At 68.7% G+C, this 23,473-nt stretch carries 25 protein-coding genes and 3 pseudogenes; 21 read left to right on the plus strand and 7 right to left on the minus strand.

Going from position 1 to position 23,473, the window contains the following annotated elements:
* Positions 1 to 248: 248 nt before the first annotated feature.
* From TR46_RS33865 to TR46_RS33885, 6 genes are read left to right on the plus strand one after another with little or no spacing between them, the layout of a single operon-like run.
* Positions 249 to 725, plus strand: coding sequence for a hypothetical protein (locus tag TR46_RS33865; protein WP_042409886.1), 477 nt, complete (start codon positions 249 to 251; stop codon positions 723 to 725).
* Positions 726 to 733: 8 nt separating this feature from the next.
* Positions 734 to 1,687 carry a trypsin-like peptidase domain-containing protein gene (locus tag TR46_RS33870; protein ID WP_042409889.1) on the plus strand — a complete coding sequence of 318 codons (954 nt, stop codon included), beginning with the start codon at positions 734 to 736 and terminating at the stop codon, positions 1,685 to 1,687.
* Positions 1,688 to 1,708: 21 nt separating this feature from the next.
* Positions 1,709 to 2,905: a tetratricopeptide repeat protein gene (locus TR46_RS33875; protein ID WP_042409892.1), complete on the plus strand. Its 1,197-nt coding sequence runs from the start codon at positions 1,709 to 1,711 to the stop codon at positions 2,903 to 2,905.
* Between the two features lie 8 nt (positions 2,906 to 2,913).
* Positions 2,914 to 4,248 carry a hypothetical protein gene (locus TR46_RS33880; RefSeq protein WP_052433336.1) on the plus strand — a complete coding sequence of 445 codons (1,335 nt, stop codon included), beginning with the start codon at positions 2,914 to 2,916 and terminating at the stop codon, positions 4,246 to 4,248.
* 28 nt (positions 4,249 to 4,276) lie between these two features.
* On the plus strand, positions 4,277 to 4,849 hold the full coding sequence (locus TR46_RS41745) for a serine integrase family protein (RefSeq protein ID WP_152626836.1): 573 nt from the start codon (positions 4,277 to 4,279) through the stop codon (positions 4,847 to 4,849).
* Complete coding sequence (locus TR46_RS33885; protein ID WP_042409896.1) at positions 4,846 to 5,340, plus strand: hypothetical protein; 495 nt, start codon at positions 4,846 to 4,848, stop codon at positions 5,338 to 5,340. The genes TR46_RS41745 and TR46_RS33885 overlap by 4 nt, the downstream gene beginning before the upstream one ends.
* An 84-nt stretch (positions 5,341 to 5,424) precedes the next feature.
* Here TR46_RS33885 and TR46_RS33890 read toward each other — a convergent pair whose 3' ends face one another.
* Positions 5,425 to 5,892, minus strand: coding sequence for a hypothetical protein (locus tag TR46_RS33890; protein ID WP_042409899.1), 468 nt, complete (start codon positions 5,890 to 5,892; stop codon positions 5,425 to 5,427).
* Positions 5,893 to 6,048: 156 nt separating this feature from the next.
* Between TR46_RS33890 and TR46_RS41750 the strand changes: the two genes are divergently transcribed.
* The 6 genes and pseudogenes from TR46_RS41750 (at position 6,049) to TR46_RS45625 (ending at position 11,931) form a co-directional block, all read left to right on the plus strand.
* Positions 6,049 to 6,279, plus strand: a complete 231-nt coding sequence (locus tag TR46_RS41750; RefSeq protein WP_152626838.1) for a hypothetical protein — start codon at positions 6,049 to 6,051, stop codon at positions 6,277 to 6,279.
* A gap of 399 nt (positions 6,280 to 6,678) precedes the next feature.
* Positions 6,679 to 6,870 carry a hypothetical protein gene (locus TR46_RS33895; RefSeq protein ID WP_042409902.1) on the plus strand — a complete coding sequence of 64 codons (192 nt, stop codon included), beginning with the start codon at positions 6,679 to 6,681 and terminating at the stop codon, positions 6,868 to 6,870.
* 109 nt (positions 6,871 to 6,979) lie between these two features.
* Positions 6,980 to 9,619, plus strand: a complete 2,640-nt coding sequence (locus TR46_RS33900) for an alpha/beta fold hydrolase (RefSeq protein ID WP_042409905.1) — start codon at positions 6,980 to 6,982, stop codon at positions 9,617 to 9,619.
* Positions 9,616 to 10,476 (plus strand): ABC transporter permease, encoded by an 861-nt coding sequence (locus tag TR46_RS33905; protein ID WP_042409908.1) that lies wholly within the window; start codon positions 9,616 to 9,618, stop codon positions 10,474 to 10,476. Before TR46_RS33900 ends, TR46_RS33905 begins: the two co-directional genes overlap by 4 nt.
* A gap of 194 nt (positions 10,477 to 10,670) precedes the next feature.
* Positions 10,671 to 10,889: pseudogene (locus TR46_RS33910) on the plus strand (transposase); the annotation flags it as partial.
* 598 nt (positions 10,890 to 11,487) lie between these two features.
* Positions 11,488 to 11,931 (plus strand): DUF2079 domain-containing protein, encoded by a 444-nt coding sequence (locus TR46_RS45625; RefSeq protein ID WP_152626839.1) that lies wholly within the window; start codon positions 11,488 to 11,490, stop codon positions 11,929 to 11,931.
* Between the two features lie 5 nt (positions 11,932 to 11,936).
* On the opposite strand, the gene TR46_RS44810 is transcribed toward TR46_RS45625, so the two are convergent.
* On the minus strand, positions 11,937 to 12,986 hold the full coding sequence (locus TR46_RS44810) for a helix-turn-helix transcriptional regulator (protein ID WP_042409916.1): 1,050 nt from the start codon (positions 12,984 to 12,986) through the stop codon (positions 11,937 to 11,939).
* A 262-nt stretch (positions 12,987 to 13,248) separates the two neighbouring features.
* Between TR46_RS44810 and TR46_RS33925 the strand changes: the two genes are divergently transcribed.
* The 5 genes and pseudogenes from TR46_RS33925 (at position 13,249) to TR46_RS33940 (ending at position 15,541) form a co-directional block, all read left to right on the plus strand.
* Positions 13,249 to 13,671: a hypothetical protein gene (locus tag TR46_RS33925; protein WP_052433337.1), complete on the plus strand. Its 423-nt coding sequence runs from the start codon at positions 13,249 to 13,251 to the stop codon at positions 13,669 to 13,671.
* A gap of 82 nt (positions 13,672 to 13,753) precedes the next feature.
* Positions 13,754 to 13,878, plus strand: a pseudogene (locus tag TR46_RS40350) (Lrp/AsnC ligand binding domain-containing protein); the annotation flags it as partial.
* Positions 13,879 to 14,092: 214 nt separating this feature from the next.
* Positions 14,093 to 14,293 (plus strand): hypothetical protein, encoded by a 201-nt coding sequence (locus TR46_RS33930; RefSeq protein WP_152626840.1) that lies wholly within the window; start codon positions 14,093 to 14,095, stop codon positions 14,291 to 14,293.
* 151 nt (positions 14,294 to 14,444) lie between these two features.
* Positions 14,445 to 15,056, plus strand: a complete 612-nt coding sequence (locus TR46_RS33935) for a DUF6193 family natural product biosynthesis protein (RefSeq protein ID WP_152626841.1) — start codon at positions 14,445 to 14,447, stop codon at positions 15,054 to 15,056.
* 53 nt (positions 15,057 to 15,109) lie between these two features.
* A complete protein-coding gene (locus TR46_RS33940) occupies positions 15,110 to 15,541 on the plus strand; it encodes a hypothetical protein (RefSeq protein WP_042409922.1) in 432 nt (143 codons plus the stop codon).
* Between the two features lie 641 nt (positions 15,542 to 16,182).
* Here the strand turns inward: TR46_RS33940 and TR46_RS33945 are convergent.
* Complete coding sequence (locus TR46_RS33945; protein ID WP_052433340.1) at positions 16,183 to 17,364, minus strand: alpha/beta hydrolase family protein; 1,182 nt, start codon at positions 17,362 to 17,364, stop codon at positions 16,183 to 16,185.
* A gap of 335 nt (positions 17,365 to 17,699) precedes the next feature.
* On the opposite strand from TR46_RS33945, the pseudogene TR46_RS45630 reads away from it, so the two are divergent.
* Positions 17,700 to 17,858 (plus strand): annotated as a pseudogene (locus TR46_RS45630) (transposase); the annotation flags it as partial.
* Here the strand turns inward: TR46_RS45630 and TR46_RS42820 are convergent.
* Complete coding sequence (locus tag TR46_RS42820) at positions 17,825 to 18,253, minus strand: transposase family protein (RefSeq protein ID WP_236655644.1); 429 nt, start codon at positions 18,251 to 18,253, stop codon at positions 17,825 to 17,827. The pseudogene TR46_RS45630 and the gene TR46_RS42820 sit on opposite strands and share 34 nt — an antisense overlap.
* A 316-nt stretch (positions 18,254 to 18,569) precedes the next feature.
* Between TR46_RS42820 and TR46_RS45635 the strand changes: the two genes are divergently transcribed.
* The 3 genes from TR46_RS45635 to TR46_RS33970 all read left to right on the plus strand — a co-directional run bounded on the left by TR46_RS45635 (position 18,570) and on the right by TR46_RS33970 (position 20,372).
* Entirely contained in the window at positions 18,570 to 18,965 is a 396-nt protein-coding gene (locus TR46_RS45635; RefSeq protein WP_084719174.1) for a hypothetical protein, read from the plus strand.
* Between the two features lie 156 nt (positions 18,966 to 19,121).
* A complete protein-coding gene (locus TR46_RS33965) occupies positions 19,122 to 19,988 on the plus strand; it encodes a GNAT family N-acetyltransferase (protein WP_042409929.1) in 867 nt (288 codons plus the stop codon).
* A 108-nt stretch (positions 19,989 to 20,096) separates the two neighbouring features.
* Positions 20,097 to 20,372, plus strand: a complete 276-nt coding sequence (locus TR46_RS33970) for a hypothetical protein (protein WP_042409932.1) — start codon at positions 20,097 to 20,099, stop codon at positions 20,370 to 20,372.
* Positions 20,373 to 21,238: 866 nt separating this feature from the next.
* On the opposite strand, the gene TR46_RS42825 is transcribed toward TR46_RS33970, so the two are convergent.
* The 3 genes from TR46_RS42825 to TR46_RS33985 all read right to left on the minus strand — a co-directional run bounded on the left by TR46_RS42825 (position 21,239) and on the right by TR46_RS33985 (position 23,135).
* Entirely contained in the window at positions 21,239 to 21,799 is a 561-nt protein-coding gene (locus tag TR46_RS42825; RefSeq protein ID WP_042409935.1) for a hypothetical protein, read from the minus strand.
* A gap of 80 nt (positions 21,800 to 21,879) precedes the next feature.
* On the minus strand, positions 21,880 to 22,623 hold the full coding sequence (locus TR46_RS38570) for a hypothetical protein (RefSeq protein ID WP_052433342.1): 744 nt from the start codon (positions 22,621 to 22,623) through the stop codon (positions 21,880 to 21,882).
* A complete protein-coding gene (locus TR46_RS33985; RefSeq protein WP_042409957.1) occupies positions 22,620 to 23,135 on the minus strand; it encodes a SigE family RNA polymerase sigma factor in 516 nt (171 codons plus the stop codon). The genes TR46_RS38570 and TR46_RS33985 overlap by 4 nt, the downstream gene beginning before the upstream one ends.
* Positions 23,136 to 23,473 lie beyond the last annotated feature (338 nt).

A 23,473-nucleotide genomic window follows, 5' to 3' on the forward strand; every position in this document is an offset into this window, starting at 1 on the left:
CTAGAGAAACTGCTCTCAGGCGCCCCCGCCCATGTCCGCGCAGGTCAAACCCCAATTCGTAACTCTAGGCCTCTGAATTGCGCGGAACGCAGGTCCAGAAGTCAGGGCACCGCCGTCGTGCCGACGCAGGCGAACTAGTTTGGAAGCCCACCCCCGTGTGATAAAAGGAAGGGAGGAGCAATTGCGGTGGCATCAACGCCTTTCTTGACAGGGCCTGTTGATGGATCGAGGTGTATTGAGGGGGAGCAGTGCCTGGTGGTGGGGATACGAACGTCAGAGCGGATCGGCCTACCGCGCTCGGCGGTCCGGCTCTCGTCGTCGCCATCGCCGCGATCGCAGTGTGGCTCGGGCTGCTGTTCTGGCTGGCCGTTGACGCGGGTGCCACTGAGGTCGCCTGGTCGCGGTTGCTCATTGTCCTAGGGTCCGTCGAGGCCGTGGCCTTCGCCGCGATCGGCGCGCTGTTCGGCACGACCGTGCAGCGGCAACGGGTGGAGGACCTGAAGAGCCGCAGTGACGCTGCCGAGTCCCGCGCCGAGGCCCATGAGCAGGAAGCACTCAATGGTCAGAAGCTCGCGGCGGCCGTGCGGGTGACGTTCGACCCCGGTACGGCAGCCGCGTCCGCCATCGGCACCGAGCTCCTCTCCGCCGACACGTCCTCCTCCCTACCAGGGGGAGGCGCCCCTCTACTCGCCCTGGTCGATCGCCTCTTCCCCGAGCCGGATTAGGTCCAACCATGGAAAGCGTCGGAAGGCTCGTGCGCAATGGCAAGGCAGTGGGTACAGCATTCCTGCTCACCGCCGACGGCCTGGCTGCCACGGCTGCCCACGTCCTTGTGGGCGGCCCCAAGACGAAGACGGACGACATCTGGACCTTCGAGCCGCTCACCGCTCCTGGTCTGTCGTTCCCCGTGATGCCGGCGCAGCCGCCGGATGCGGCGGCGGATGTCGCGCTGCTTTCGGTCGACGCCCCGGAGGACTGGCAGCCTTTGCCACTCATATCGCACGCGTCGGCCCTTCCCGGCTCTCCCGTGCACCTGCGCGGGTTCGCAGTGTCGCGCACCTTCGACTCAGGGACGGGTAGTTATGTAGGGGAGACTGCAGATGACGGGCATACCTGGGTGAAGGTCAGCTGCCGCCATGCCCAGCCCGGCATGAGCGGTGCGCCCGTGCTTCTGACCGGCGCCGGTGGCGTGATCGGTCTGGTATCGGCCCGCTTGAACGCTGAGCGCTGGAACCGCGACACGCTGCTCCTCGCGCCCGCGCAGGCCATAGCCGGACTCGCCGGCAACCGGCTGCAGCTCGTCTCTCCAGTCCAGTGGTCGACGAGGGGGACGCTTCGCCTCTCTTGGATGCGCGGCGAGGTCGTGCAGCCGGTCCTGGAGACCGACGACTTCCATGTCTCGCTCGGCCGCAGCGCCACCAACCGCATCGTCCTGGGAGACAGTCGCGACAGTCGCTTCCACGGGCACCTGGCGCTTGTGGGTACCTCGCTCGTCTACCAGCACCTGGGGGCTCACTCCGCCTTTCTACTGGGCCCGGATCGGCAATTGGCCATCGCTCGGGGCGAGTCCTGCACCGTGGCCGACAAGGACCGGCTGCGTATGGGCAGTGGGACGCTGCTCGTGGAGATGTCCTCACCCGACCTCTTCGACCCGCACGCCAAGTCCACCGATCTCACCGATGACTGACCGGCCTTGGAGGAGCGACGGATGGCACAGCTCACCGCGACAGCCGACGATCCGGCAGAGCCTCCCCCCGCGCCCTCCTCCGCGCCTGCTCGGATCGGCGAGCTGCTGGACGGACGCTGGTCCGTTACGGGGATCCGGCAGGGTGGCCAGGGTTGGGTCCTGATCGTCGACGACCACGCCCAGCAGGTCCGCCGCGCAATCAAGGTGCCGATGGCCGGGGCGCTCATCGGCGACGGTGAACTGGCGATGCTGCTGGGCATTGCACCGCATCCGCATGTGATCGCCGCACTCGATGAGGTAATGGTCGGCGACCGGTGCGGCGTCCTGCTCGAGTACCTTCCCGCGACCCTCGAAGACCTGTTGCGGCAGCACCACAGCGCGGGTCCGGCCCAGGAGTTCACGTCACAGGCTCCCCCGCTCAACGAGGGGATCTCCCTGGTGCTCCAGCACTTGTGCACAGGGCTGGCATACTTGTCCGATACCACCGAAACCGCCCACCTCGACCTCAAGCCGTCCAATGTGCTGGTCGACGAGTCCGGCCGGGCCAAGGTGGCGGACTTCGGCCTCGCCCAGGCGGTACGCATCCAAGACGGCCGTTTCCCCACCGCACGTGGAGGGACCTGGGCATATGCCGCCCCAGAGGTACTTCGCCTGGATCCGTGCGACGCCCGAGCGGACGTGTTCTCCTTCGGCGTGCTGCTCTACCAGGCATGTACCGGCCTGCTGCCCTACCCTTTCGAGCTGGCGGCGGATTCGCGGACGCAGCGCGAACAGTTGCTGGCCTACTATGCGTCAGACAGGCCAGGTGCGCGTACCAAGGAGTTGTACTACGCCACCCATCCTCTCGCCGCCGAGGTCCCGCGCTGGATCCCTGACACGCAGCTCCGCATCCTGCTCTCGATGTGCCTCCAGGAGATTCCGGAGAACCGGCCGACCTCGTTCAGCCACCTCGGCGGACTGCTGGATAGGGCGCTCGGCAGGCCGCGGCCGCAGGCTGAGCCCACCGTGCTGACCGACGATGACCGCCGTCACCGGCAGGCCACGCTCGCCCGGGTACTGCGCCGGCTGGGCCGCCTCGACGAGTCGCTCGACCTGCTCAATGAGCTACTGACGCAGCCCTTGCCCGGCGAACTGCAGAGTGCAGTACTGCAGGCTGCACGGGACACGCTGCGCGCCGCAGGGCGCCATGCCGATGCCGCCGCACTCGAGGACTATTGAGGAGGACCGTGCGAAAGTCGCGGGAGCCGGAGAACGGACAGGACTACGAAGCACTCACCCACCAGGTGGAGGCGCTGATGAAGGCCGGACGGGGACGGGTGGCGGCCGACGAGATCATCCGCCGCCTGCGCCGGTGCCCCGAGGACTACGACAACCGCACGGTACGGATACTCGCTCACACGCTTCTCCAGAGCCGAACAGCCCGGTTGACGGCCGCCGAGCCGATGACCGATCAGCAGCGGGAGTGCGCAATCCTCGCCCCCTTCTTGACGGAGTGTTCGAAGTGCAGGACCAGTTGGCACTCCTTGAGCGCCATGGCCCCTGAACTCGGCATGACTGGTATCCACGTCGCCAACCCTCGCGGACTGCAGTGCCAGCAGTGCCGGTACAGCCTGTGCAGCGACTGCCTCGGCAGCACTGGACAGGGAGGGGAGGACATCGATCAGCCCCGCACCGTGTCCGGTAGCTGCCCCCATTGCAGAAGCCCGCTGACCACACCGGTGCTTGCCACCGGGCGCAGGCATGTCACGCGCATCGAACCCGACGACGTCGAAGCCGTCATCGTGGTCCGCGACGGCCTGATTCCTCCGACCCTGGAGCAGGCGTTCCCCGTTGTGAGCAAGTTCCTCCCGCTCATTGAGGACGATCTCGGACTCATCCACATCAGACGCCGTGCCGTGGGCGACATGGACGGCAGCCGGTCCAGCGATCGCCTGGCCATGTCGCTCGTCCACGATCTCGAACGCGAGGGTGCCTTGTACCCGGGAGCGTGGGAGCGTTCCAAGCGACTGGAAGTGATGGCAGGTGCAGCGCGGGGCGGCGACTACCTACTCACTGTGGTGCGCAAGTCGGATCGGCAGAAGCGCCCGGACTGGTTGGCCGACCAGGTACGCGAACACGTTCAGGTGATGACAAGGCAGGCCCCGGCGAGCGGACAGGGGAAATGCTGGAAAAGCCTCACCCGGGCGGATTCGCTCCTGGCATCCGCCCGGGTAGTGGACGAGGCGCTGGCCGCGGCGTTCGACTCGGGCGAACTTGTCACCAGACATTGCGCGGTGGACAGGCTGGTGGTCGCCGCCACGGCGATGAGGATCCCGGATCTGCGCTATGCGCGCGAGCAGTTCCCCGAAGGCTACGTCGAGTACTTCACCGGACTCGTCAACCGCCTGCTCCGCATCGAGGACGGCAAGATCACGGACAACTTCGTGCACTGGATCGTGTCCACCGACGATTCCACCGTGAAGGTCGACGCCACAGTTTATCCGTCCTGGGCCAACCGCGAGACGAGGTTCTTCGCCGTAGACATGATGAGTGCTCAGGAGCTGCGCGCGGCCGGCCTGTAACCCTGGAGCTCACCTGATCAAGCAGCGGATGTGGAGCGGGCGCCTGAACAAGGCCCGCCGTGGCGAGCTGGCCTTCGCCCTGCCCAGCGGCTATGTCCGCGGTCGGTCCGGAGAAGTGGCCCTGGACCCGGACGAGCAGGTGCAGACCGTGATCCACCTGTTCTTCGCGCAGTTCGAGCGGCTCGGCACGTTGCATGGCGTGCTGCGCTATCTCGTCGACCATGACATCCAGTTGGGCATCCGGCTGCGGGAAGGGCCGGACAAGGGCACCCTGGAATGGCGACGGCCGAAACCGGATGACGCTGCAGACCCTGCTGCACAATCCGGCCTATTCCGGCAAAAGGTCTCGCGGCACTGGCGCCGGCCGCCGTCGAGGTGTCCCTGCGCGCGGCCGACCAGGTCCTGGCCGAGCGGGCCGAGCTGGAACAACTGTGGTCGCAGCGGTTGGAACGCGCCGCACAGGACGCCGACCGGGCCCGCCGCAGCCACCACCTCGCCGAACCGACGCCGAGGGCTTCCGGCCTGCGAAGAGCGGCAAGCGGATCTCCGCAGCCACCGTCCGCGACCTGATGCGCCGCCTGGACTGCCCCGCAGGCCGTGAAGCTGGATCAGGTTCCCGGCGCCCATGTCCTGATCACCAGCGCCGCCGGCCGTGGTGGGACCGGCAGCACGGAGCTGTTCGGCAAAGTCCCGCAGGCGCAGGAACCGGTGGATCTGACCGGCTTCACCGCAGACGAGTTGCGTCACTGGCGGAAGGCGCACTCGCAGGCGAAGCTGTCCATCGTCGTGAAGGTATCGGCCGGCATCAGCGCCATCACTGCGGGCTTCCTGGTGGAGGTACTGGTCCACGAGCTGGCGGCGCACGCTGAGCCCTTCGCTGATTTCCTGATCGAGGAGGAAGCGATGGAGGGATTCGGCACACTGGACCCGGTCGATGTGCAGCACGCCAAGCTGCACAGCGGGAACCCCCGCTACCGGCTGCTGGGAGCCGGATATGTGACGACCTATCAGGGGGCCGATCAAGGGCCGGCGTTCCGTAAGCGGATGCTGCTGGACACCATTGCCAACGCGACCCTGCCGCCTGGCGTGTGACGCACCGCTTCCGCGATCGACACGCACCTGCGTGCTCCTCATGCGGCTGAGTGCCTGTCTTTGTAGGCTGGTTGTGATCTTCGATCAGTTGGACGGTGAGAAGCGAACGTGTCGCGGGTTCAGGTAAAGCATCGTCAGCCCGAAGGCGAATGCGACGAACAGGAACTGGACGGCAACCCGCAGGGCCAGCCAGCGAGAGGCCGGGTCGTCCTTGGCACGGAACTGGTCCCGGCTCACGATCAGCGAGAGAAGCAGCGCACCGGCAATGGCCACGTCGCCGATCCGGTGCGCCTTGAGCACGTCGGTGGCCACCGTGACACTGCTCACCACGACGGCCACCTGCCAAGCGCGGCGCTTTCGCCGCCGGAGGCCCGCCGCGATGCGGAGCAGGATCAGGCCCGAGACGGCAACCACCGCAGTGGCGGCGGCCGAGGCCGGGACCGGAATCACCTGGGTGATGGCGTGGACGCGTCCCCGCTCACGCGGAATTGCCGCATCAACCAAGGCCCCGAAACCGATCAACACCGCGAACACCGCAACCGCCGACGGCACACGGTACCGCCAGCGATTTAGAGCCGCTCCTCTCATGGACACTCACAACACCCCCTGCGCAGCTCTCCCGGCGAGTGGGGCTTCGGTGAGGTCCGGTGCCGGCCCGGCCCTTGTCGGTCCATCTGCGTTAGCGCGGTCTGGGCTGGGGAGCCGGGGATGGAGTTGGTGTTCCGGAGTGAGCCGCCGATCGAGATTCCCAGCGTGATGACAGCCGCCAGAACGATCAGCCATCCGACCATCATCGTGCGTCGTCGTCGTGCGGCGAAGGCGCCCAGCCGGTACAGGAGCGTGCTCATGACCTATCCCTTGTCAGGTAGGGAAGTGACTCCACCGATTCTGTCCGGCCCGCTTGATGGCCTGCTCCCGCTGCGCTTGACGGTTTGTTGACGGTTGGCGGCCGGCCGCGCGCGTTGACGCGCCGGGACCGTCGCCATTGCCGAGCGCATCACCGAACCGGCCGACCATGGCGCCGGCACCAGGCGTCCTGATGGACAAGTACGCCATCCCCAGCTCCCGCCCCTACCTGTCTGCCCACCGCGCTCCGTCGCGCCCGACGGGTGGAGCGTGGCCGAACTCTCCCACGCGCTCCAAATGCCCATCGCCAGCCTCTACTGCCGGATCTACCGGGCACCGGTAAAGCTGACCATCCCGGCGCGTCAACCCCGCGCGGCCGGCCGCCGGACCGTCAACAGACCGTCAAGCGCTGCGGGGGCAGGCCATCAAGCGGGCCGGACAGGATCGGTGGAGTCGCTTCCACTACCTGAAAAGAGAGAAAGGAGAGGGGTTATGGCTGCGCTCCTGTACCGGCTGGGCGCCCTTGGGCCACGGCGCCGCCCGTACGACCCGCGCATGGATCAGGTCACGAAGCACCTGATGCTGGTGTGCGTAGATCCCAACCTCGAGCCCGGAACTGGTGAAGGCAGCAAAGCCCTCGCCCTGCCCTCCTCTGGCATGACCTTGCGCGGCCCTTCGACCTGACGACGGATCAGGGCCCTTGTGTGAGATTTGACGAACCCAGCTCGTTCGTTTCGTTCATTGGGAGAATTCTTTGCGCTCGATATCTCGCTTTTCGCGGCGGATCGCCGCCATGGCGACCGCCGTCGCGCTTGTGGTCGGGGGAGCCGCAGCGTTTGCGTGGGCCGACCCGCCGCCGTCCGTACACCAAATCGATCAAATATTCACCATGCCCGAGACGCCGGGCAGCAGCCGGACGGTGCGCATCGAAGCCTCGTACTTCACCACTGGCGATTCCACGCCCCGGCCGGCAGTGCTGCTCGCTCACGGATTCGAAGGAAGCAAGGAGGACATGACACCCGAGGCCCGCTTCCTGGCTAAGCACGGCTACCGTGTGCTGACCTGGTCCGCTCGCGGATTCGGTGAGTCGACCGGACAGATCGGCCTCGATTCGCCCGACCGCGAGGTCGCCGACGCGCGGCGACTGATCGACTGGCTGGGGCATCGTCCGGACGTGCTCCAGGACGGCCCCGACGATCCACGCGTCGGGATCGCGGGAGCCTCCTACGGCGGCGCCTTGGCTCTGCTGACCGCTGGCTATGACCACCGCGTCGATGCCATCGCACCGCAGATCACCTGGTGGGACCTCGGCCAGGCACTGTTTCCGAACGGCGTGTTCAAGAAGCTGTGGGCGGGCATCTTCTTCAGCACCGCGTCGGGCACTCAGGGCGGCTGCGCCTTCACAGCCGAATTGTGCCAGCTCTATCAGCAGGCTGCGACAACGGGCACCGCCAGCCCCGCGGCGTTGGAGTCACTCGAGCGATCGAGCCCATCGTCGGTCGCCGGCCGCATCAAGATTCCGACCCTGATCACGCAGGGCCAGCGGGACTCGTTGTTTCCGCTCGGCCAAGGCGCGGCGATGGCGCGCGCGATCGCGGCCAACGGCGCGCCGGTCGCGGTCGACTGGTCGGCCGGCGGCCACGACGGTGGCGACCAGGAGACCTCACGCGTCCAGGACCGCACCCTCGCCTGGTTCGACCACTACCTCAAGCGGGATCAGACGGCGGACACCGGCCCGGCGTTCCGCGTCACACGTACCGGTGGAGTTTCCACGTCGGATGGCAAGATGGTGGAGCACGGCGCCGACGCAGCCGTCTACCCGGGCTTGGCCGGCACCTCACGGGAGTCCGTCGCGCTGGCCGGAGGCGCGCAGACGGTGACGAACCCGGCCGGCGGCATGCCGCCGGCGGTCTCGGCGGTTCCAGGACTCGGTACGCTGGCGCAGTTGTCCGGCGGCGGACTCTCGTTCAGCCAGGACTTCCCGGGTCAGTACGCCGCCTTCAATTCAGCGCCGCTCGCCTCCGCGCTCCAGCTCACCGGGTCGGCCACGGTACGGGTGACCGTCAGTACGGGCACGACGGCTGGCGCGGTGCTGTTCGCCAAGGTCTACGACGTCGCGCCGGACGGCACGACCGTGCTGCCAGACCAACTGGTCACGCCACTGCGCGTGTCCGGCCCCGGCACCACCACCGTCAGCGTCGAGCTTCCGGCGATCGATTACGGCTTCGCGGCCGGGCACCGCCTGCGGCTCGTGCTGGCCTCGACCGACATGGGCTTTTACTCACCAGCCGGGCTGGCCGCTTACACTGTCTCGCTCCCTGCGGGTGAGGTGTTGACGGCGCCCGTCGACACCGCGCTGCGCGGCGGGCAGACGCCGATTCCGGCCTGGGTTTGGCTCCTGCCGTTGGCAGCCGTGGCGGTGGCCGCCGCGCTGCTGTTGACAGGTTCCCCGACCGGCCGACGTCGCACCGTTTCGCAGAGCCAGCCGAGCGCGGCGTCTGGACCGGCTCCTCTCGTGGTCACGGGCCTGTCCAAGCGGTACCGCGGCTCGGACGACCGGTACGCGGTCCAAGATCTTTCGTTCCGGGTGGAGCGCGGCCAGATCCTCGGTCTGCTCGGCCCTAACGGTGCGGGCAAGACCACGACCATGCGCATGCTGATGGGCCTTATTCGACCCGACGAAGGCAGCGTCCACGTCTTCGGCCGCGCCGTCGTCCCGGGCTCGGTCGTGCTCTCCAGAGTCGGCGCATTCGTGGAAGGAGCCGGATTCCTCCCGCATTTGACGGGCCGGACCAACCTACGGCTCTACTGGGCCGCCACCGGTCGGCCGACAGCTGACGCCCACATGGAGGAGGCGCTTGAAATCGCCGCGCTCGGCGACGCGCTGGACCGCCCTGTGCGCACCTACTCGCAGGGTATGCGCCAGCGCCTGGCCATCGCGCAGGCCATGCTCGGCCTGCCTGACCTGCTCATCCTCGACGAACCGACCAACGGCCTCGACCCCCAGCAAATCCGCGAAATGCGCTCCGTCATCACGCGCTACGCCGCCGGCGGGCGAACCGTGATCGTCTCCAGCCACCTGCTGGCCGAAGTCGAGCAGACCTGTACGCACCTGGTCGTCATGGACCGGGGCAAACTGCGCGCCGCCGGCCCCGTGGCGCAGATCACGGGCAGCGGCCGCGCTCTCCTGGTAGCAGTCGCCGCCGACGCGATGACCCCCGCCGCACGCGACGCCGTCGCACACAAGATCGCGGCGGTGCCCGGCGTTACCGCCGCCGAACCCTCAGATCTCGGCCTGCTGATCTGCCTCGAAGGCCTTCCAGTGGCAGACCTACTCACCGAACTACTCCGCCTGGACGTCCCGGTCGAAAGCGTCGGCCCGCACCGGCGGCTCGAGGACGCCTTCCTGACCCTCACCGGAGACCTCGCATGACGACTGAATCCACTTCTGCGGCCGCGCCCGGCTACAACGCCGCCTCCACGCTCCCTCTGCGCGTCGAGGCAGTCCGGCAGATCCGCCGCCGCCGGACCGCGGTGACCTTCGCCCTCATGGCGGCGCTCCCGGTGATCGTGTGGGCGGCCATGGCCATCGGCGGCGTGAACAGCAACTCCACCAACACCCCCGACCTGATCGACGTGGGAACCTCTTCCGGCATCAATTTCGCCTTCGCCGTGGTATTCCTCGCCAGCGGCTTCCTGCTGAGCGTGCCCGTCGCCCTGTTCTTCGGCGATACCATCGCCTCGGAAGCCAACTGGTCCTCCTTGCGGTATCTGCTCGTCGCCCCCGTCTCTCGCGCCCGTCTGCTCTACAGCAAGTTCGCAGTGGCGCTCGGCCTGAGCGTAGTTGCGATGCTCCTGCTGCCCGCCACGGCTCTGGCCATCGGCATGGCGGCGTACGGTCAAGGTGACCTGCACCTGCCGTCGGCCGGATCGCTGCCCCTCGGGACCTCCGTGTCGCGCTTCGCGCTCATCGCGGGTTACATGCTCGTCTGCCAGCTTTCCGTAGCCACCTTCGCCTTGTGGCTATCGACCGTCACCGACGCTCCCCTCGGAGCCGTGGGCGGAGCGGTCGGCTTGGTCATCGTCTCAAGCATCCTGGACAACATCAGCGCCCTCGGCTCGCTGCGCACCTTCCTGCCTACGCACGGGATGTACGCGTGGGCCGGCATCCTCCAGCCCAACCCCGAATGGACAGGCATGATCGAAGGCGTCAGCCTCTCGCTCTCACTCGCCGCAATCTTCACCGCCCTCGCCCTGCGCCACTTCCGCAACCAGGACATCGTCTCCTGACCTGCGGATTGGAGCAGAATGACCATGCATGGCTGATCCCAAGCATGGCTGGTCCGACATGATCAGCCCGGCCACGTCCAGGTCGGCCATGATCGCGGCTGGGTGGGCCGAATCGGGCTGGACGTGCGGTCACGCCGAGGCCGCTGGCCAGCAGGGCACGGGCGCAGACCACCACCTTGGGGTCGTTGTCGCACAGCCCCTGGCAGCGTGGCACCAGCGAGAACACCAACGGCCTGCTGCGCCAGTACTTCCCCAAAGGCACCGACCTGTCGGTCCACACCGCCGAACACACCGCCGCCATCGCCGCCAAGCTCAACCGGCGGCCCAAGACACTCGGCTGGGACACCCCAGACGAGGCCTTCGCCAAGCTACTGGCGAACCACACAACCACAACGTGTTGCAACGACCGGTAGAACTCGCCCACAGCACGAAAAGACGCCCTGTAGGAATTGCCGGGCCGGGCCCGCCTCGATCGAACACCTGTACCGCGCCGGCATGGCGTAGGTCATTGACTGCACACCACGAAGCCGCCGGCCCGGACGCGAGTCCGGGCCGGCGGCTTCGCACGGGATGGCCGCACATCCATCGGATGCGAATAAAAAGGTTCCTGGTCGCAAGCGCGGGCTGGCTGTAGACGTGATAGGGCTGATCATCGCGGTGGTGATCGTGGCGGACAGCGTGCACGAGAACGCCATCGGCAAGGCCCCCTGCTGGACGAGGTCGCCGCCGACGTCCCCACCGTCACCAAGGCCTGGGTCGATCAGGGATTCAAGGCCTCGGTCGTCGAACACGGCCAAGACCTGGGCATCGACGTGGAGATCGTGATGCGGAACCCCGAGCAGACCGGATTCGTCCCCAGCCCAGGCGCTACGTCGTCGAACAGACCAACGGCGTCCTGGTCTACGACCGGTACCTGGTGCGCGAGTACACCGTCGACCCCCGCTCCTCGGTCTCGCGCGGTGCAGCAGCTGCGTCTGCTTGGTCGCCCGGCACGCGCAGGCGGCGCCCAGCATGCCGACGAGCCAGGGGCGCCGGGCTGCTGGTGCGCGGCACCGTGGAGGCCCGCGGCCCACGGCGCACCCTGGTGGGGGGAGATGGTGTGGGACCTGGAGGAGTTGGCCGCGGTGCGCCGCGACCACGGCCCCCAAGCCGCCCTGGACCACGTGGCGCATCGAGCCGCGCATCGCCACCGCCCGCCAGGCCCTCGCCATGATCCCGGACGGAGCAGTGGTCGCCGCGTGGAACCGGCTCGCCCCGCATTTGATCGACCGTGCCACGGTCACCCTGCTCGATCCTCGCGAACTGCCGGACGTGGACTGGATCGCCGAGGACAGCGCGGACGACGACGCCTTCCCGCTCACGCCCGCGCAGCGCGACCAGCTGATCGTCGCCGCCAAGGACGACGGTTTCCGCGTCGGGCTGAACCGCGACGGCTACCTCGTCATGCACAGATAGGCCGATTAGCAGGAGAGAGTAGCGGCCAACTCGTCGCGGCCGTTCACCCGGACCTTGCGGTAGATGGCCTTGAGATGGTCGTTGGTCGTGTGCTGCGACAGGTCGAGGGTGTGGGAGATCTGTTTGCTGGAGCGGCCGTCCAGGACCTGGTCGATCACCGTGCGTTCCCGGGGCGTGAGGCCGTACCACGCGGCGACTGCGGGCAGCAGTTGGCCGGTGCCGGCCGCCTGGATAGTGACGGCCACCTCGCCGCGTCGGGCGCCGGTCAGCCGTTGGGCCTGCAGCGAGGCGAAGCCGTGGCCGGTCGGGATGCGGCTGAGCACGGGCTCGCTCTGGTGGCGGGCGGCGGCCGCGACGTTCCATAGCGTCAGTGAGAGATCCTCGTCCGTGTCGAGGATCAGGTTGGGAAAGCACATCCGGAGCCAATCGCGCCCGGTCGGGGTCGCGGAGGCGAGGCCGTCGTTCTCGTCGATGACGAGCACGCCGGGCGGCATCGCGGTGCGCAGGGGATGCGGCCTGGCGCGGCCGACGTAACCGCGCAGCGAGGCGGCCAGCGGCGCCGCGACCTGCCGCGCGTTGTCGATGTCGGCCGGGGTGAACGGCGGGCGGCGACGCTCGCGCAGCAGGATCAGCGTGCCCCAGTGCGCGGCGCGATCGACCAGGTCGAGCCGCATCTCGCTGCCCCAGCCGTCGCCGGCCATGCTGTCGAGCAGCGGCACGAGGCCCGGCGGCGCGGTGGCCGTCGTGTCCAGCACCGCGACAGTTGGGCGGCTCGTGGGCCGGTCGGCGGGTCGGCGGGGCGGGTAAGGCTGCTGATCGAGCAGCCCGGCCGCCTTGATGCGGCGGAAGTGGGCGCAGCTGTAGCCCTGGTGCTCGATCAGGAAGCAGCCGACGCCGGTGACCGGATCCTTGCCGGAAAGCATGTACCCGTCGTGCGGCACGAGCCGGTGCAGCTGGCGGGCCAGCTCGCGGCCGAGGTCGGCCAGGCTGTCGGCGCGTGCGGCAGCCTGCCGTGCGGCGTGGGCGACGAGCAGTGGCGCGGGCGCGGGGGACACCGCAGGAGTATCGCAACCGGTTCCCCCTAGGTCTAGGGATATGCGCCGCGTATCCGGGGGCGGACACTGAAACCCGGCCGGGCAGTCATTGCCCTGCCGTTCACTATCAGTAAGCAGAAGCAGAGGATGAGGAGTACTCGTGCGTCGATTCCTGGTGGTTGCCCTGTCCCTTTCCGTCCTACTCGCAGGTGGCACGGTGTCCGCCGCTGCGAGCAGCGCCGACGCGGGGTCCGTGCCGTCTGCCGCGTCACACGACGGCTGGGTGCCCGAGGCGATCCCGCCGTCATACGACGCGCCCGCCGGGCTGCTGTGCGACTTCCCCGTGCACTGGGACGTGACGGTGAACCAGGTGCGCACGAAGGTCGTCGAGACCTACCCGGACGGCAAGCCCAAGCGGCAGCTGGCTACCGGTGCGCTGTTCCTCAACGTCAGCAACGCCGCCACCGGCGCGAGCGCCCTCGTGGACGCCAGTGGCAGCGCTGTGATCGAATACGGTACTGACGGCTCAATGGTCTGGCACGTGGTCGGGCCGGTCATCGCGCGCCTGCCCGCGGGCTTCAGCAACCTGCCGCGCGGCCTCTACACCATCGACGGCGTCTACCGGATCGAGTTCAGCGCGACCGGATTCAAGACCGTCACGCTCGTGCACGGCACTATCCACAACCTCTGCGGCGACCTCGGCTAGCGGTGGTTTGTTGACGACGGCTCAGAGCCGTCGTAGGCCGGTAGCAGAGGAACGTCGCCTCGTTGCCAGGGGGCTGTGAGCCACCGCCGACGTGGCTGCCTTCCAACAGCTCTACGACCAGCAGCTGGCACGGCTGCCCGGCATCCAACGCTTGACCTCCACCATCGTCTGAAGAACGTCATCGACGCCCGCCCCCTGCCGGAGTAACCGCGGGGCCCTGCCCTGGCCGCCAGAGACTCGACGGGCAAGGCAGGAATCGAGGAGTGTGCATCCGCGAGAACCGCCGACGCGTCGGCGACTACGTGCTGTGAAATCCGCGGCCAGATGACTCCCTGTCAACTGGCCGCGAATGGGGATTCTGAACTGGCCGCTCACATGGGTGTGGACCGACGACCCACAATCGGGCAAGGAGACCCAGTCCGTGATCGATGCCGTCTCGGACCACGGATCGATCGTCCTCGGCACCGAGGGCTGCGGGATGGACTGGCATCTGATCGTCACGGGCCCCAGCCGCGGAAATGTCTGGCTCGTCTTCGAGGACGGTGCCGTGCCCTTCGGTTCCGAGTTCGACCACGACCCGGACGACTCGTTTCGATCCCACGACTCCCGCACCGCACCTTGATCAATTGACGTCATGGCGCGCAGTCTCCCAGCCCGCTACGACAACGGCGCCCGACCCCCGTCAATACCCCTGAGCCGGCCACAGGCCGGTACGGGGAAAGAGAAGGCAACCCACGCGCTCGTATGGCGGCGGCTGCGGCAGTATCTCCTTCATGACCACACCTGCCGATCAAGCCGCGTTCTACCCCGACGTTCTGGCAGAAGGAAGCCTCGCGGCGGTCCTCCGAGCAGCTGCGGATGTTGACGGCCTCTCAGTCCCCGTTGCGGTGTCAGAGTCCAACCCGCTGTACGGCGCCACAGTGGCGAGCAACGTTCCGTGCCGGAACAGGCTGACCGTCAGCGCGTACACCTGGAAGCGGAGGTGGTCGATCCGCGGCGAGGAGTCGTGCCAGGGGATGGAACTCATCGGCGGGGACACTGATGATCTCGCGCAGATCGTCAGGGCTGCGCGGGCCTGGCATGGAGGAACCGAGTTGACCGAGATCCGCCGGACCGCGCCTTTCGTGCATCTGGCGGGCCGTTTCGAAGTGCCCGACCATGATCCGGCGCAGCTGGCGGAATCCGAGTGGCAGCACCTCCGGACTCGGGCGGCTGAGGCAGACGCGCCGGAGTTCCAGGCGCTCATCGAGGCTGCATTCCGGGAGCCGGCGTTGCGAGCGCTCTACCCGTTCACCAGCATGTGGACGTTGCGGTTCTCCACCTGTACGCGCCCGGGCCTGGCCGACCTCGGACTCTTCTGGAAGGCCGGCGACCGGCCAGGTTGACGGACCGGAACCGTCCACCCAGTCCCCAACCCGCCACCGGAGATCACAGCCCCATGACACTGACCCGCATCAACCTCGCCTCCGGCCGAACCATCGGGCTGGCAGAGCTACGGATGTCCTCAACCTACGGCGGACTGCTGGAGGGCTACCCGTTCAAACGGATGAACGACCTCAAGCTCAGCAGCCTGGCCACAAGGGCCGCGAGCGCCTTCCCTGCCCGCCCGGTGTACCTCGTCCCGGCGACCCGCGAACACCCGGACGAGACCGCCGGCGCCTTCGGGCCCGTCGAACTGCTGCCCGCCGTCACCTGTATCGGATCCTTCACCTCGGCAGCCCTGTCGCCCGAGCACGACGCCGTCCTCTACTACTCGGCCCTCACCGTCGTGTGGCTCCAGGCCGCACCAGCCATACCCACCGGCGACGACGCCGAACAGGCACTGCAGAGCATCCCGTGGGACGAGACCGCCGAGGACTTCGAAACGTAGGCATCCTGACGCCACCAGAACCGGGAGTCGAGCATCCTGCTCAGGGCCACGGCCCCGTGGGGTGCATGGTCCGGATGCCCGGAGTCGATTGCCAGTTGATAGGCGGTGCGTGCACCTTTCAGGTCTCCGGCGGCCCTGAGCAAGTCCCCCAGGTTGACCGCTGCCCGCGGTGTGTGCTCCTTGTGCCTGGAGTCGACGGCGAGTTGATAGGCAGCACGCGCTGTCCCGATCACCAGCGCGGTCGAACAGGGTTCCCAAGTCGAAGGCCGCCAGCGGCGCGGAGTCCGGGTGTCCGGAGTCGACGGCGATTTGGTAGGCAGCACGCGCGGCCTCCAGGTCGCCGGCTGCCTCGAGCAAAACGCCGAGGTTGCGCGCCGCCGGCGGGCCGTACTTGGCGCTACCGGATTCGATGGCGCGGCCGTATGCGGCACGTGCTCCGTCCAGGTCTCCGGCCCTGTGACAGCGCAACCCGATGCGCCATGCCAGAACAGGCGGCAGCTCTGGATCGTAGGGGTCGGCGACCTCGTTGTACCGGCCCTGCGCTTTTTCACGTGCAGCGCCGGCCATCCTGCCGATCTTTGCCCACAACCGTTCGGCCACGATTGCCCCCTGCAACGTCGGCCACGACCCGCGGTCCCGTCTCACGGGTGCTGGAAAGTGACCTCCGGGTCGGCCTGCGAGGGGCCGTCGAGCAGGGGCTGGGGTAGGCCCTTCAGCTGGAGGTCGAAGAAGGCCGCGACATAAGCGCGGGTGATCTGTGCTGAGCGCTCGCCGGAGATGGTGGCACCCGGGATGGGAATGTTCAACTGGGGGGCAAGGATGGCCAGGTCGGTGAAGCTGATGTGATCGGTTCCTGTGACGGTCAGCCAGCGCTTCCAGCCGTCGAGGTTCGCCCAGGCCTGGTCCCAGGAACGGTCGTCGCCGGGGGCGTGCCCGGACTGGGTGCCGAGCAGCAGGAAGGGGCGGTGGTCCAGGCCGGTGGCGGGGATGGGGATGTCGAAGGTGCCGTCCATGTCCACCGCGGCACGCACCCGCTTGTCGGCAGCCATGGCCGAGGCGGCGGCACTGCCACCGACGGAGTGACCTGCCATGCCAATGCGGTCCTGGTCGATCATGTGGTGATACCGCCACGGTGAATGACGGCTCGTCAGCTGGTCGATGACGAACGAGACGTCCTTGGCCCGGCTCTGGTTCACCTCCGGCCACCCACTCGGGAGGTGGTCGCAGATGACACAGGTGAGCGTCCGGCCGTCGGGGAAGGTGGTTCCCGAGTCCTCGTACGTGTGGTTGACCAGGGCGACCACGTAGCCGCGGCTGGCCAGGTCTTCGGCGAGGCTGGTGAGGGTGGCCCGCGGCATGGTGAAGCCGGGCGAGAGCAGGACCAGGGGGAAGCGCCCGTGAGTCGGCCGCGCGTCGGTCCGCGCCCAGGAGCGCGTGTCACTGACCGCGTCGGGCTGGATTCCGGCTCCCGGCACCTGCCGCTCAAGCAGCAGCGCGGCCTCCTGCGTGGTCATGTAGGGCGCAGGTGCACCGGTCCCGGGCCGCGCGGGGTAGAACACCGACACCATCAACTGACGCGGGCCGGCGGCAGGCACCCAGGGGTCCAACCGACCCGTGTCCACCAGGTCCAGTGTGCTGAGGCCGACCGCGTGCGGACCTGTGGGGCGGGGAAGCTCCAGTTGGACGCCCACACTGACCTGAGCAACCGGCCGGGTAGGGGCGGCCGAAGACGCGGCTTCTGCCGTAGCGATCGGCAGAAGCATCGGCAGGACGAGTCCGAGCGCGAGAATGCCAGGAACAGCGATGCGATGAGTTCGGGTCATGACGTCAACCTAGGCCCCGCCAGCTGACGTGACGTCAGTACAGGGAGGGACCAGAGCGGCTCCGGCCCGTAGGGGTTCGCCAGGACGGCGCCCTGATGATCGCGACATCACCAGCCACGACCCCGTCTCATGCCCAACTGGGTCACACCGGACCAAACACAACTCCAGGACAGGCCCGCAGAGCGCGCGGCCCGGGGTGTGCCGCGACTCGCGTGTGCGCCGGGGTGTGCCGGGACCCCCAGCGTCAGGACAGTGCCACCTCCCCCGTCGCACGAATCCGTGCCTGTTGAGCACTCGTTGTGTCGGTTCTGCGCGAGGAATTGGGGCCGCTGAGGGTCTACGACATGGACGTCTCGCGCGACCCGGTCTCGCGCTCCGCCGCCCAGGTCGCCGCCGGGCTTGCGGCCTGGCGTCAGCGCCCGCTGGACCGCGTCTACGCGGTCGTGCTCATCGACTGCATCTACGTGAAGATCCGCGACGGCGCGGTCGCGAACAACGTCTTGCCGTCCACAGCCACCGAGTCCGAGCCAGCGGGATCGGAGCAGGTCAGGTCGGCCAGCCCGCCGGGGCAGACCAGGCCGACAACCCGCCGGATTGTGGCGGCGCTCGGCGCGACACGCACCCTCAGCGCGCCCACGGCCCGGGCGCCCAGCCGGGTCAGCGTGTGCTGCGGGGCGCTGGCGGACCATTGCCCGATCGCCGCGTATGACCGTGCGCCGGCCACCACCGCTGAGGCCGCGACCAGCAGCACCGCCACGAACGGGTGACGCACCCCGCGCCGCCGACGCGGATCCGGGAGCACCCTCAACCGCTCCACCAGCGGAAGGACCTCGACACCCTCCAAGGTGGACGGCTTGACCAAGCAGACGGTGGCAGACTGACGACACATCGAAACTCCGGCAGGGCAGGGCGACTTGGGAAGGTCACCCCGTTCAACCGGAGTTTCGTTGCTTCCGTGACGGGTCGTCCCCGACACCTTGCACTGCCCCGACCTGCAGGGTCACAAGATCAAGAGACTTTGAAACGCCCCTGCAGAGAGCGGGTGGACTGTGCGCGGATCGTTCGCGAGGAGGTGGTGCGTGCGTTCGCGGAGGAGGGCGAGGGGGCGATGACGGCTGAGGAGACCGTCGTGCCGACGCCGGAGGGGGACGCTGCCACCGCCACCGCCACCGCCACCGCCGCCACCACCACCAGAGTCGGGTGCGGTGGCGCCTGCGGATGCGGTGCCGGTCGGGGCGTCGGTGCTGGCGTCGCCGTATGACCCGCGGCCGCCGGTGTGGCAGGCGGGGATGGGTCCCGAGGTGCTGGCCGGCGCCTACCGGCAGGTGTTCGCCCTGGTCGCGGCAGCGCCGGGGCCGGTGAGCGCGGCGGAGCTGGGGCGGGACGCGGCGCGGATGAACGAGGTGGAGCGGGTGCGCCACCGCGCCTACGCGCTGGAGGCACGGGGCTGGCTGGTGCGCGAGCGCGGCGGGCTGGCCGAAGGTGTCCACCAGGACGTGGCGCTTGCGCTGGTCGCGTATCTTCCCGCCGTCGTAGCCGCGCGTAGCCGCGCGTGTCGGCGCCGACGGTGTCCGCGCCGTCCACCGACTGCGAGTCGATGATGCCCGCGCTCGGCTCCGGCGTGCGGCCCGCGCGCTGGCGGTCGGTGCGCCGTAGCCGCTGGTAGAGAGCCTTTGATGCCCAAGCCGAGCTCGAGCCTCATCGCGCCCACTCGAAAACCGGATGCGTCGCGCGCCACCCGGGTGTCTACTCTGCCCATGATGAGTGAGCTGAGCACTCCGGCAGTCACTGAGTTCGACGAAGTCCTGGCCGCGTTGCGGGACTGGCAGCACGACAAGGCGCCGCTGGAGCTGCATCCGGGCGACCTGGGCTGGGCCTGCGCGCACGGCGTGGAGAAACTGGTGTCGAGCGTCCGAACCTGGAGTCGGGACGGCCGGATCGTCGCCGTCGGGTTCCTGGACCAGCCCGACCTGCTACGGCTTGCGGTCGCACCGGACCTCCAGAGGGACGAGGCGACGGCCCGGGTCCTCATCGAGGACTTGACGACCCCCGAGCGAGGCGTACTGCCCGCGGGAGCCGCGTATCTCGCGGCGGCAAACGGCACGCTGGTCAAGGAACTGTTGCTGGCGGAGGGCTGGGAGACCGACGATCCGTGGACCCCGCTGTCCCTCGATCTCTCGGAGCCGGTGAAGGACCCGGGGTTGCGGATCGAGGTGGCCGATTCCAAGTCGGCGCACGTGTGGATCGCCGTCACGCTGGCGGCGTGGGAGAAGTCGAAGTTCACGATGGACCGTTGGCACGCGCTGGCAGCCGGACCGGCGTTCGCCGACGCCCGCTTCCTGATCGCCTACAACGACCAGGACACCCCGGTGGCGAATATCGGCGTCTGGTCGGCCGGCCCGGGCAAGCCCGGGCTGATCGAGCCGCTGGGCACGCACCGGGACCACCGCCATCAGGGCCACGGCAGGGCGGTCACGCTCGCCGGGGCGGTAGCGCTGCGGGCGATGGGCTCCTCTAGTGCCTTCGTGTGCACGCAGAGCTCCCTCGCCGGTGCCGTCGCGACATACAAGTCCGCCGGGTTCACGCCCGGCGCCGAGCGGTTGGACATCTCCCGGAGTGCCTGAGCCGGGGCACCCGTCCGGCGGTGCCCCTCCGGCGAAGAGGTCGAACAGATCGTCCGTGACCCAGGGGCAGCCGGAGCGGAAGCGGCTGCACGGGCTGACATCCTGCGGTTGACGCCGTTCATCGAACAGATGGGCAAGCCGGCAGACGTCCGCAAGGAGTTCTGGTGGGAGCGGGAGTGGCGCCATGTCGGCGACTTCTCATTCTCTTACCAGGACCTCGTTGTCGTCTTCGCCCCAGAGGAAGAACACGAGGACTTCGAAGAGCACCTCTACAAGCTGAAGGAGAAGGGGAGGCGGCCGATGCTGGTTGACGCCCGCTGGGGTCTGGAGCGAATGATCGCCGCGTTCGCCCGCGTATCCGATCCAGGACCATTCCCGCAGTAGCTCTGCAGACAGTCTGCGGAGCGTGGCGGCTCCGGAGGGGACTATCCACGGAAGCGCCGTGGTGGTGGGTCGGCTGGTTACAGCCGCAGGATCAGGGCCGGGTGGGTTCAGTGTCGCCCTGGTCCAGGGCGACACGGCCGGCTTGGGTGAGGGTGGCGGTCCACTGGCGGCCGCGGCGGTCCGGCTTCCCGGTCTCCTCCAGGTCGGCCAGGCTCGCGGCGGCGAGGGGTTTGAGTGTGGCCAGGTGCAGGCCGGGGGTTCCGCGACCGGCTGGTAGTCCCTGCTCCTGGAGGCGGCGGAGGTGACCGAGGGCGTCTCACTGGCGGTGGGTCAGCGAGAGGTTGGGGGTGGAGTCGTGGGGCACCGGCCGATCCTACAGCCGGCCCGTGACGGCGGCCTGGTGGCGTCGTTGGTCCCGGCGAGACCATCCCTCATGTGGTTGACCCGCTGGGGCGGCGTGCCGTGTCATGACGGCGCGCCGCCCCGGCCCGGCAGCGAAGTCACCACTGACGTCAGCAGTGCGTCCGGAGCCCTTCCACCGCGCTCACCGGGCCGGACATGGGCCTTTCCGTTCTCCTTTCTGACTGGGCTTCCGGCGTCCTTCCGCGTCCTTCGGTCGAGTTGGGTGCATTCGGGCGGCTCGGAACTACTTTTGCAAGATCGAAAACGGGCTGACAACCCGTTCTGCGCCTCCGACGGCCCATGGTCTGCGGTGTGCAGGCGGGTTTGCTCCGGCCGCGAGCCTCCTTTCTTCGCTCCAGGTCCGCGCGGCTCCCGGTTGGCCTCGCGCTGCTGGGCTGCGCCCGGCCAGGTGGGCGGCCGCCGATGCCACTTGAGCCGCCCAGGTCCCGTGGCCGGATCGACCCTCAGGGGCTCTGGCAGTCGGCCCAGATCATGGCCAGCGCGTGGGGGATCCGGCGGATGCAGCCGTCCGTCGCGGGGAAGCCGGCGCTGCCGAGATAGGTCCAGGAGCCGGAGAGGTTCAACTTGAAGTATTTCCGCACACTGCCTTCGTCTTGTGAGGCGACCTGCTCTTCCTCAGTTGCGCCGGTGGTCGGCTCGAAGCGGCTCGCCGCGTATGTGACGCCCCCGCACTGGCCGTAGAGGAAGCTGCCGGGGGCGGGCTGGATGTGGACCAGCTTGCTGTGCGCCGCGTAGGTCCGGGTCACCTCGGTCTTGACGGCGGTTGTCACCACGAGGTCCGTGCACGCGGGGCTGGACACGGCGGAGGACGCGCTGGCGCCGGAGCTGGACCCGGCCTTCACGGACGCGGTGGGGGAAGACGGGGGAGCGGAGAGGTTCGGGGACGACTGGGTGGCGGCCGAGGACGCGGTGGCGCCGGAGCCGCTCGGGTTGCAGGCGCTCAACGTCAGGGCGGCACAGACGGTAAGGGCTGCACAAGCGGCGCGGCGCGCGGTGGCGGCCATGATCGGATCCTTTCAGGGGTTACTGGGAATGCTTCAGGCGTGCCAGGCGGAAGGCACGTCTGACCCGTTCGAGGAGTGCTCTACGTGCCGGACAGCGCCGTGGCAGCCAGGAGGACGCCCTGGGCGTCGTAGACGGTGATCTTCACCTGCGGGGCTGCTGTGGACTGCGACCGTGCGGGCAGCCAGAGGTATCCCGTCGCGTAGCCGGGCCGGCCGGCAAGCTCGACGACGGTGGCGCGGTAGGTCGAGGAGCCGATCTCGACCGTCATCCGGGACACGTCCTCAGGCCCGACGTACAGTGGCGCGTAGAGCGTCCCGAAGGTGTCCGTGCTCTCCCGCAAGCTCACGGTGCCCTGCGCCTGGTTCCCGTCTTTCACGCTGCTGCAGTTGTAAGCGCGCGTCACGGCCGGGCCGAGGTCCTCGCACGCCTCACTGTCCGTCAGACGCATCCAGATCTGGTGGCCGAAGGTGACGTCCTGGTCGGGGGGGACGATGCGAACCGCTGGCGACGACAGTGGCGCACCGCCAGGCGTGGACGTTGCCGACGTCGGCGGGCGTGCCGGAGCCGATGACACCGGCGAGGGTCCCGGTGCGGCGACCTCGCGCGCGCTGCCGGGAGCGTCGGCCAGCGCCGCGCCTACGGCCGCGGCGGCTGTCGCTCCGACGGCGAGCGCCAACGCGACCGTGCCCCGGACGCGGCGGCGCCGCCCGGCACTGCGGTCGCGAACCGCCTCGGCGTTGCCCGCCGCCCAATCGGACGGCTGGTAGCGCAGCGCTTCGCTCTGCAGCACCTGCCGCACCAGGTTCTCGTCATCGTGGTTCACCGCTGTGCCTCCGTCGATCCAGTCGCCGCGTACCCGGCCAGCGCCCGGTGGCGCCGGAGCTTGGCAATGCCTCTGCTGGCCTGGCTCTTGACGTTTCCCGTAGAGCAGCCGAGGACGTCGGCGACCTGCCGCTCGCTGAGGTCCTCCCAGTACCGCAGCACGACCACGGCCCTTTGCCGCGGGGGTAGTTCGTCCAGCGCCTGCAGCAGTGCGGAGCGCTGCTCCACCTGCGCGGTGGCGGCGGGCTGGGCGGGTTCGGGCACCCAGGGCATCAGCAGCTGCCGGGCACGCCGACGGCGGTGCCGACTGAAGCTGTTGTTCACCATGGCGCGGTGCAGGTAGGCGTCCGGTGCGTCCAGCCGCCGGATCCTCGCCCAGTGCGGGCAGGCCTTCGCGAGGGTGTCCTGCACCAGATCCTCCGCTTCGTGGTGGTCACCAGTGAGCAGGAACGCGGTGCGCGTCAGGCGCTGCCAGCGGGCCGCCACGAAGGTGTCGAAGTCGACCGCTGCCAGCCCCGGCCCTATTTCGCGGCCCCCCACGATCACCGTTGACGCCACCACGCGCTGCCCCCATCACCACGCACGGAGCCGCCCCGCTGACGGCCCTCGCCCCCTTTCACCACGCGGGAGCCGCCGAGGTTGCACGGGAACGCGAATTCAGGCGGTGCGTGCAGGAGTCACCAGGCAGCGGAAAGGCCGCCGAGACCATCACTGCGGCCGCGGTGAGGGGCCGCCGAACGCGATCTTGCCGAGGCTGCCGATGCGGGCCGCGCGCGGAGCTGGATGCTGAGCGCGCCGCATAGCTGGAGCCAGGTGCCGATGGTGGCATCCAGGGCGTCGCCGTCCAGGCG

It is taken from the genome of Streptacidiphilus carbonis, assembly GCF_000787775.1.
GTDB lineage: Bacteria > Actinomycetota > Actinomycetes > Streptomycetales > Streptomycetaceae > Streptacidiphilus > Streptacidiphilus carbonis.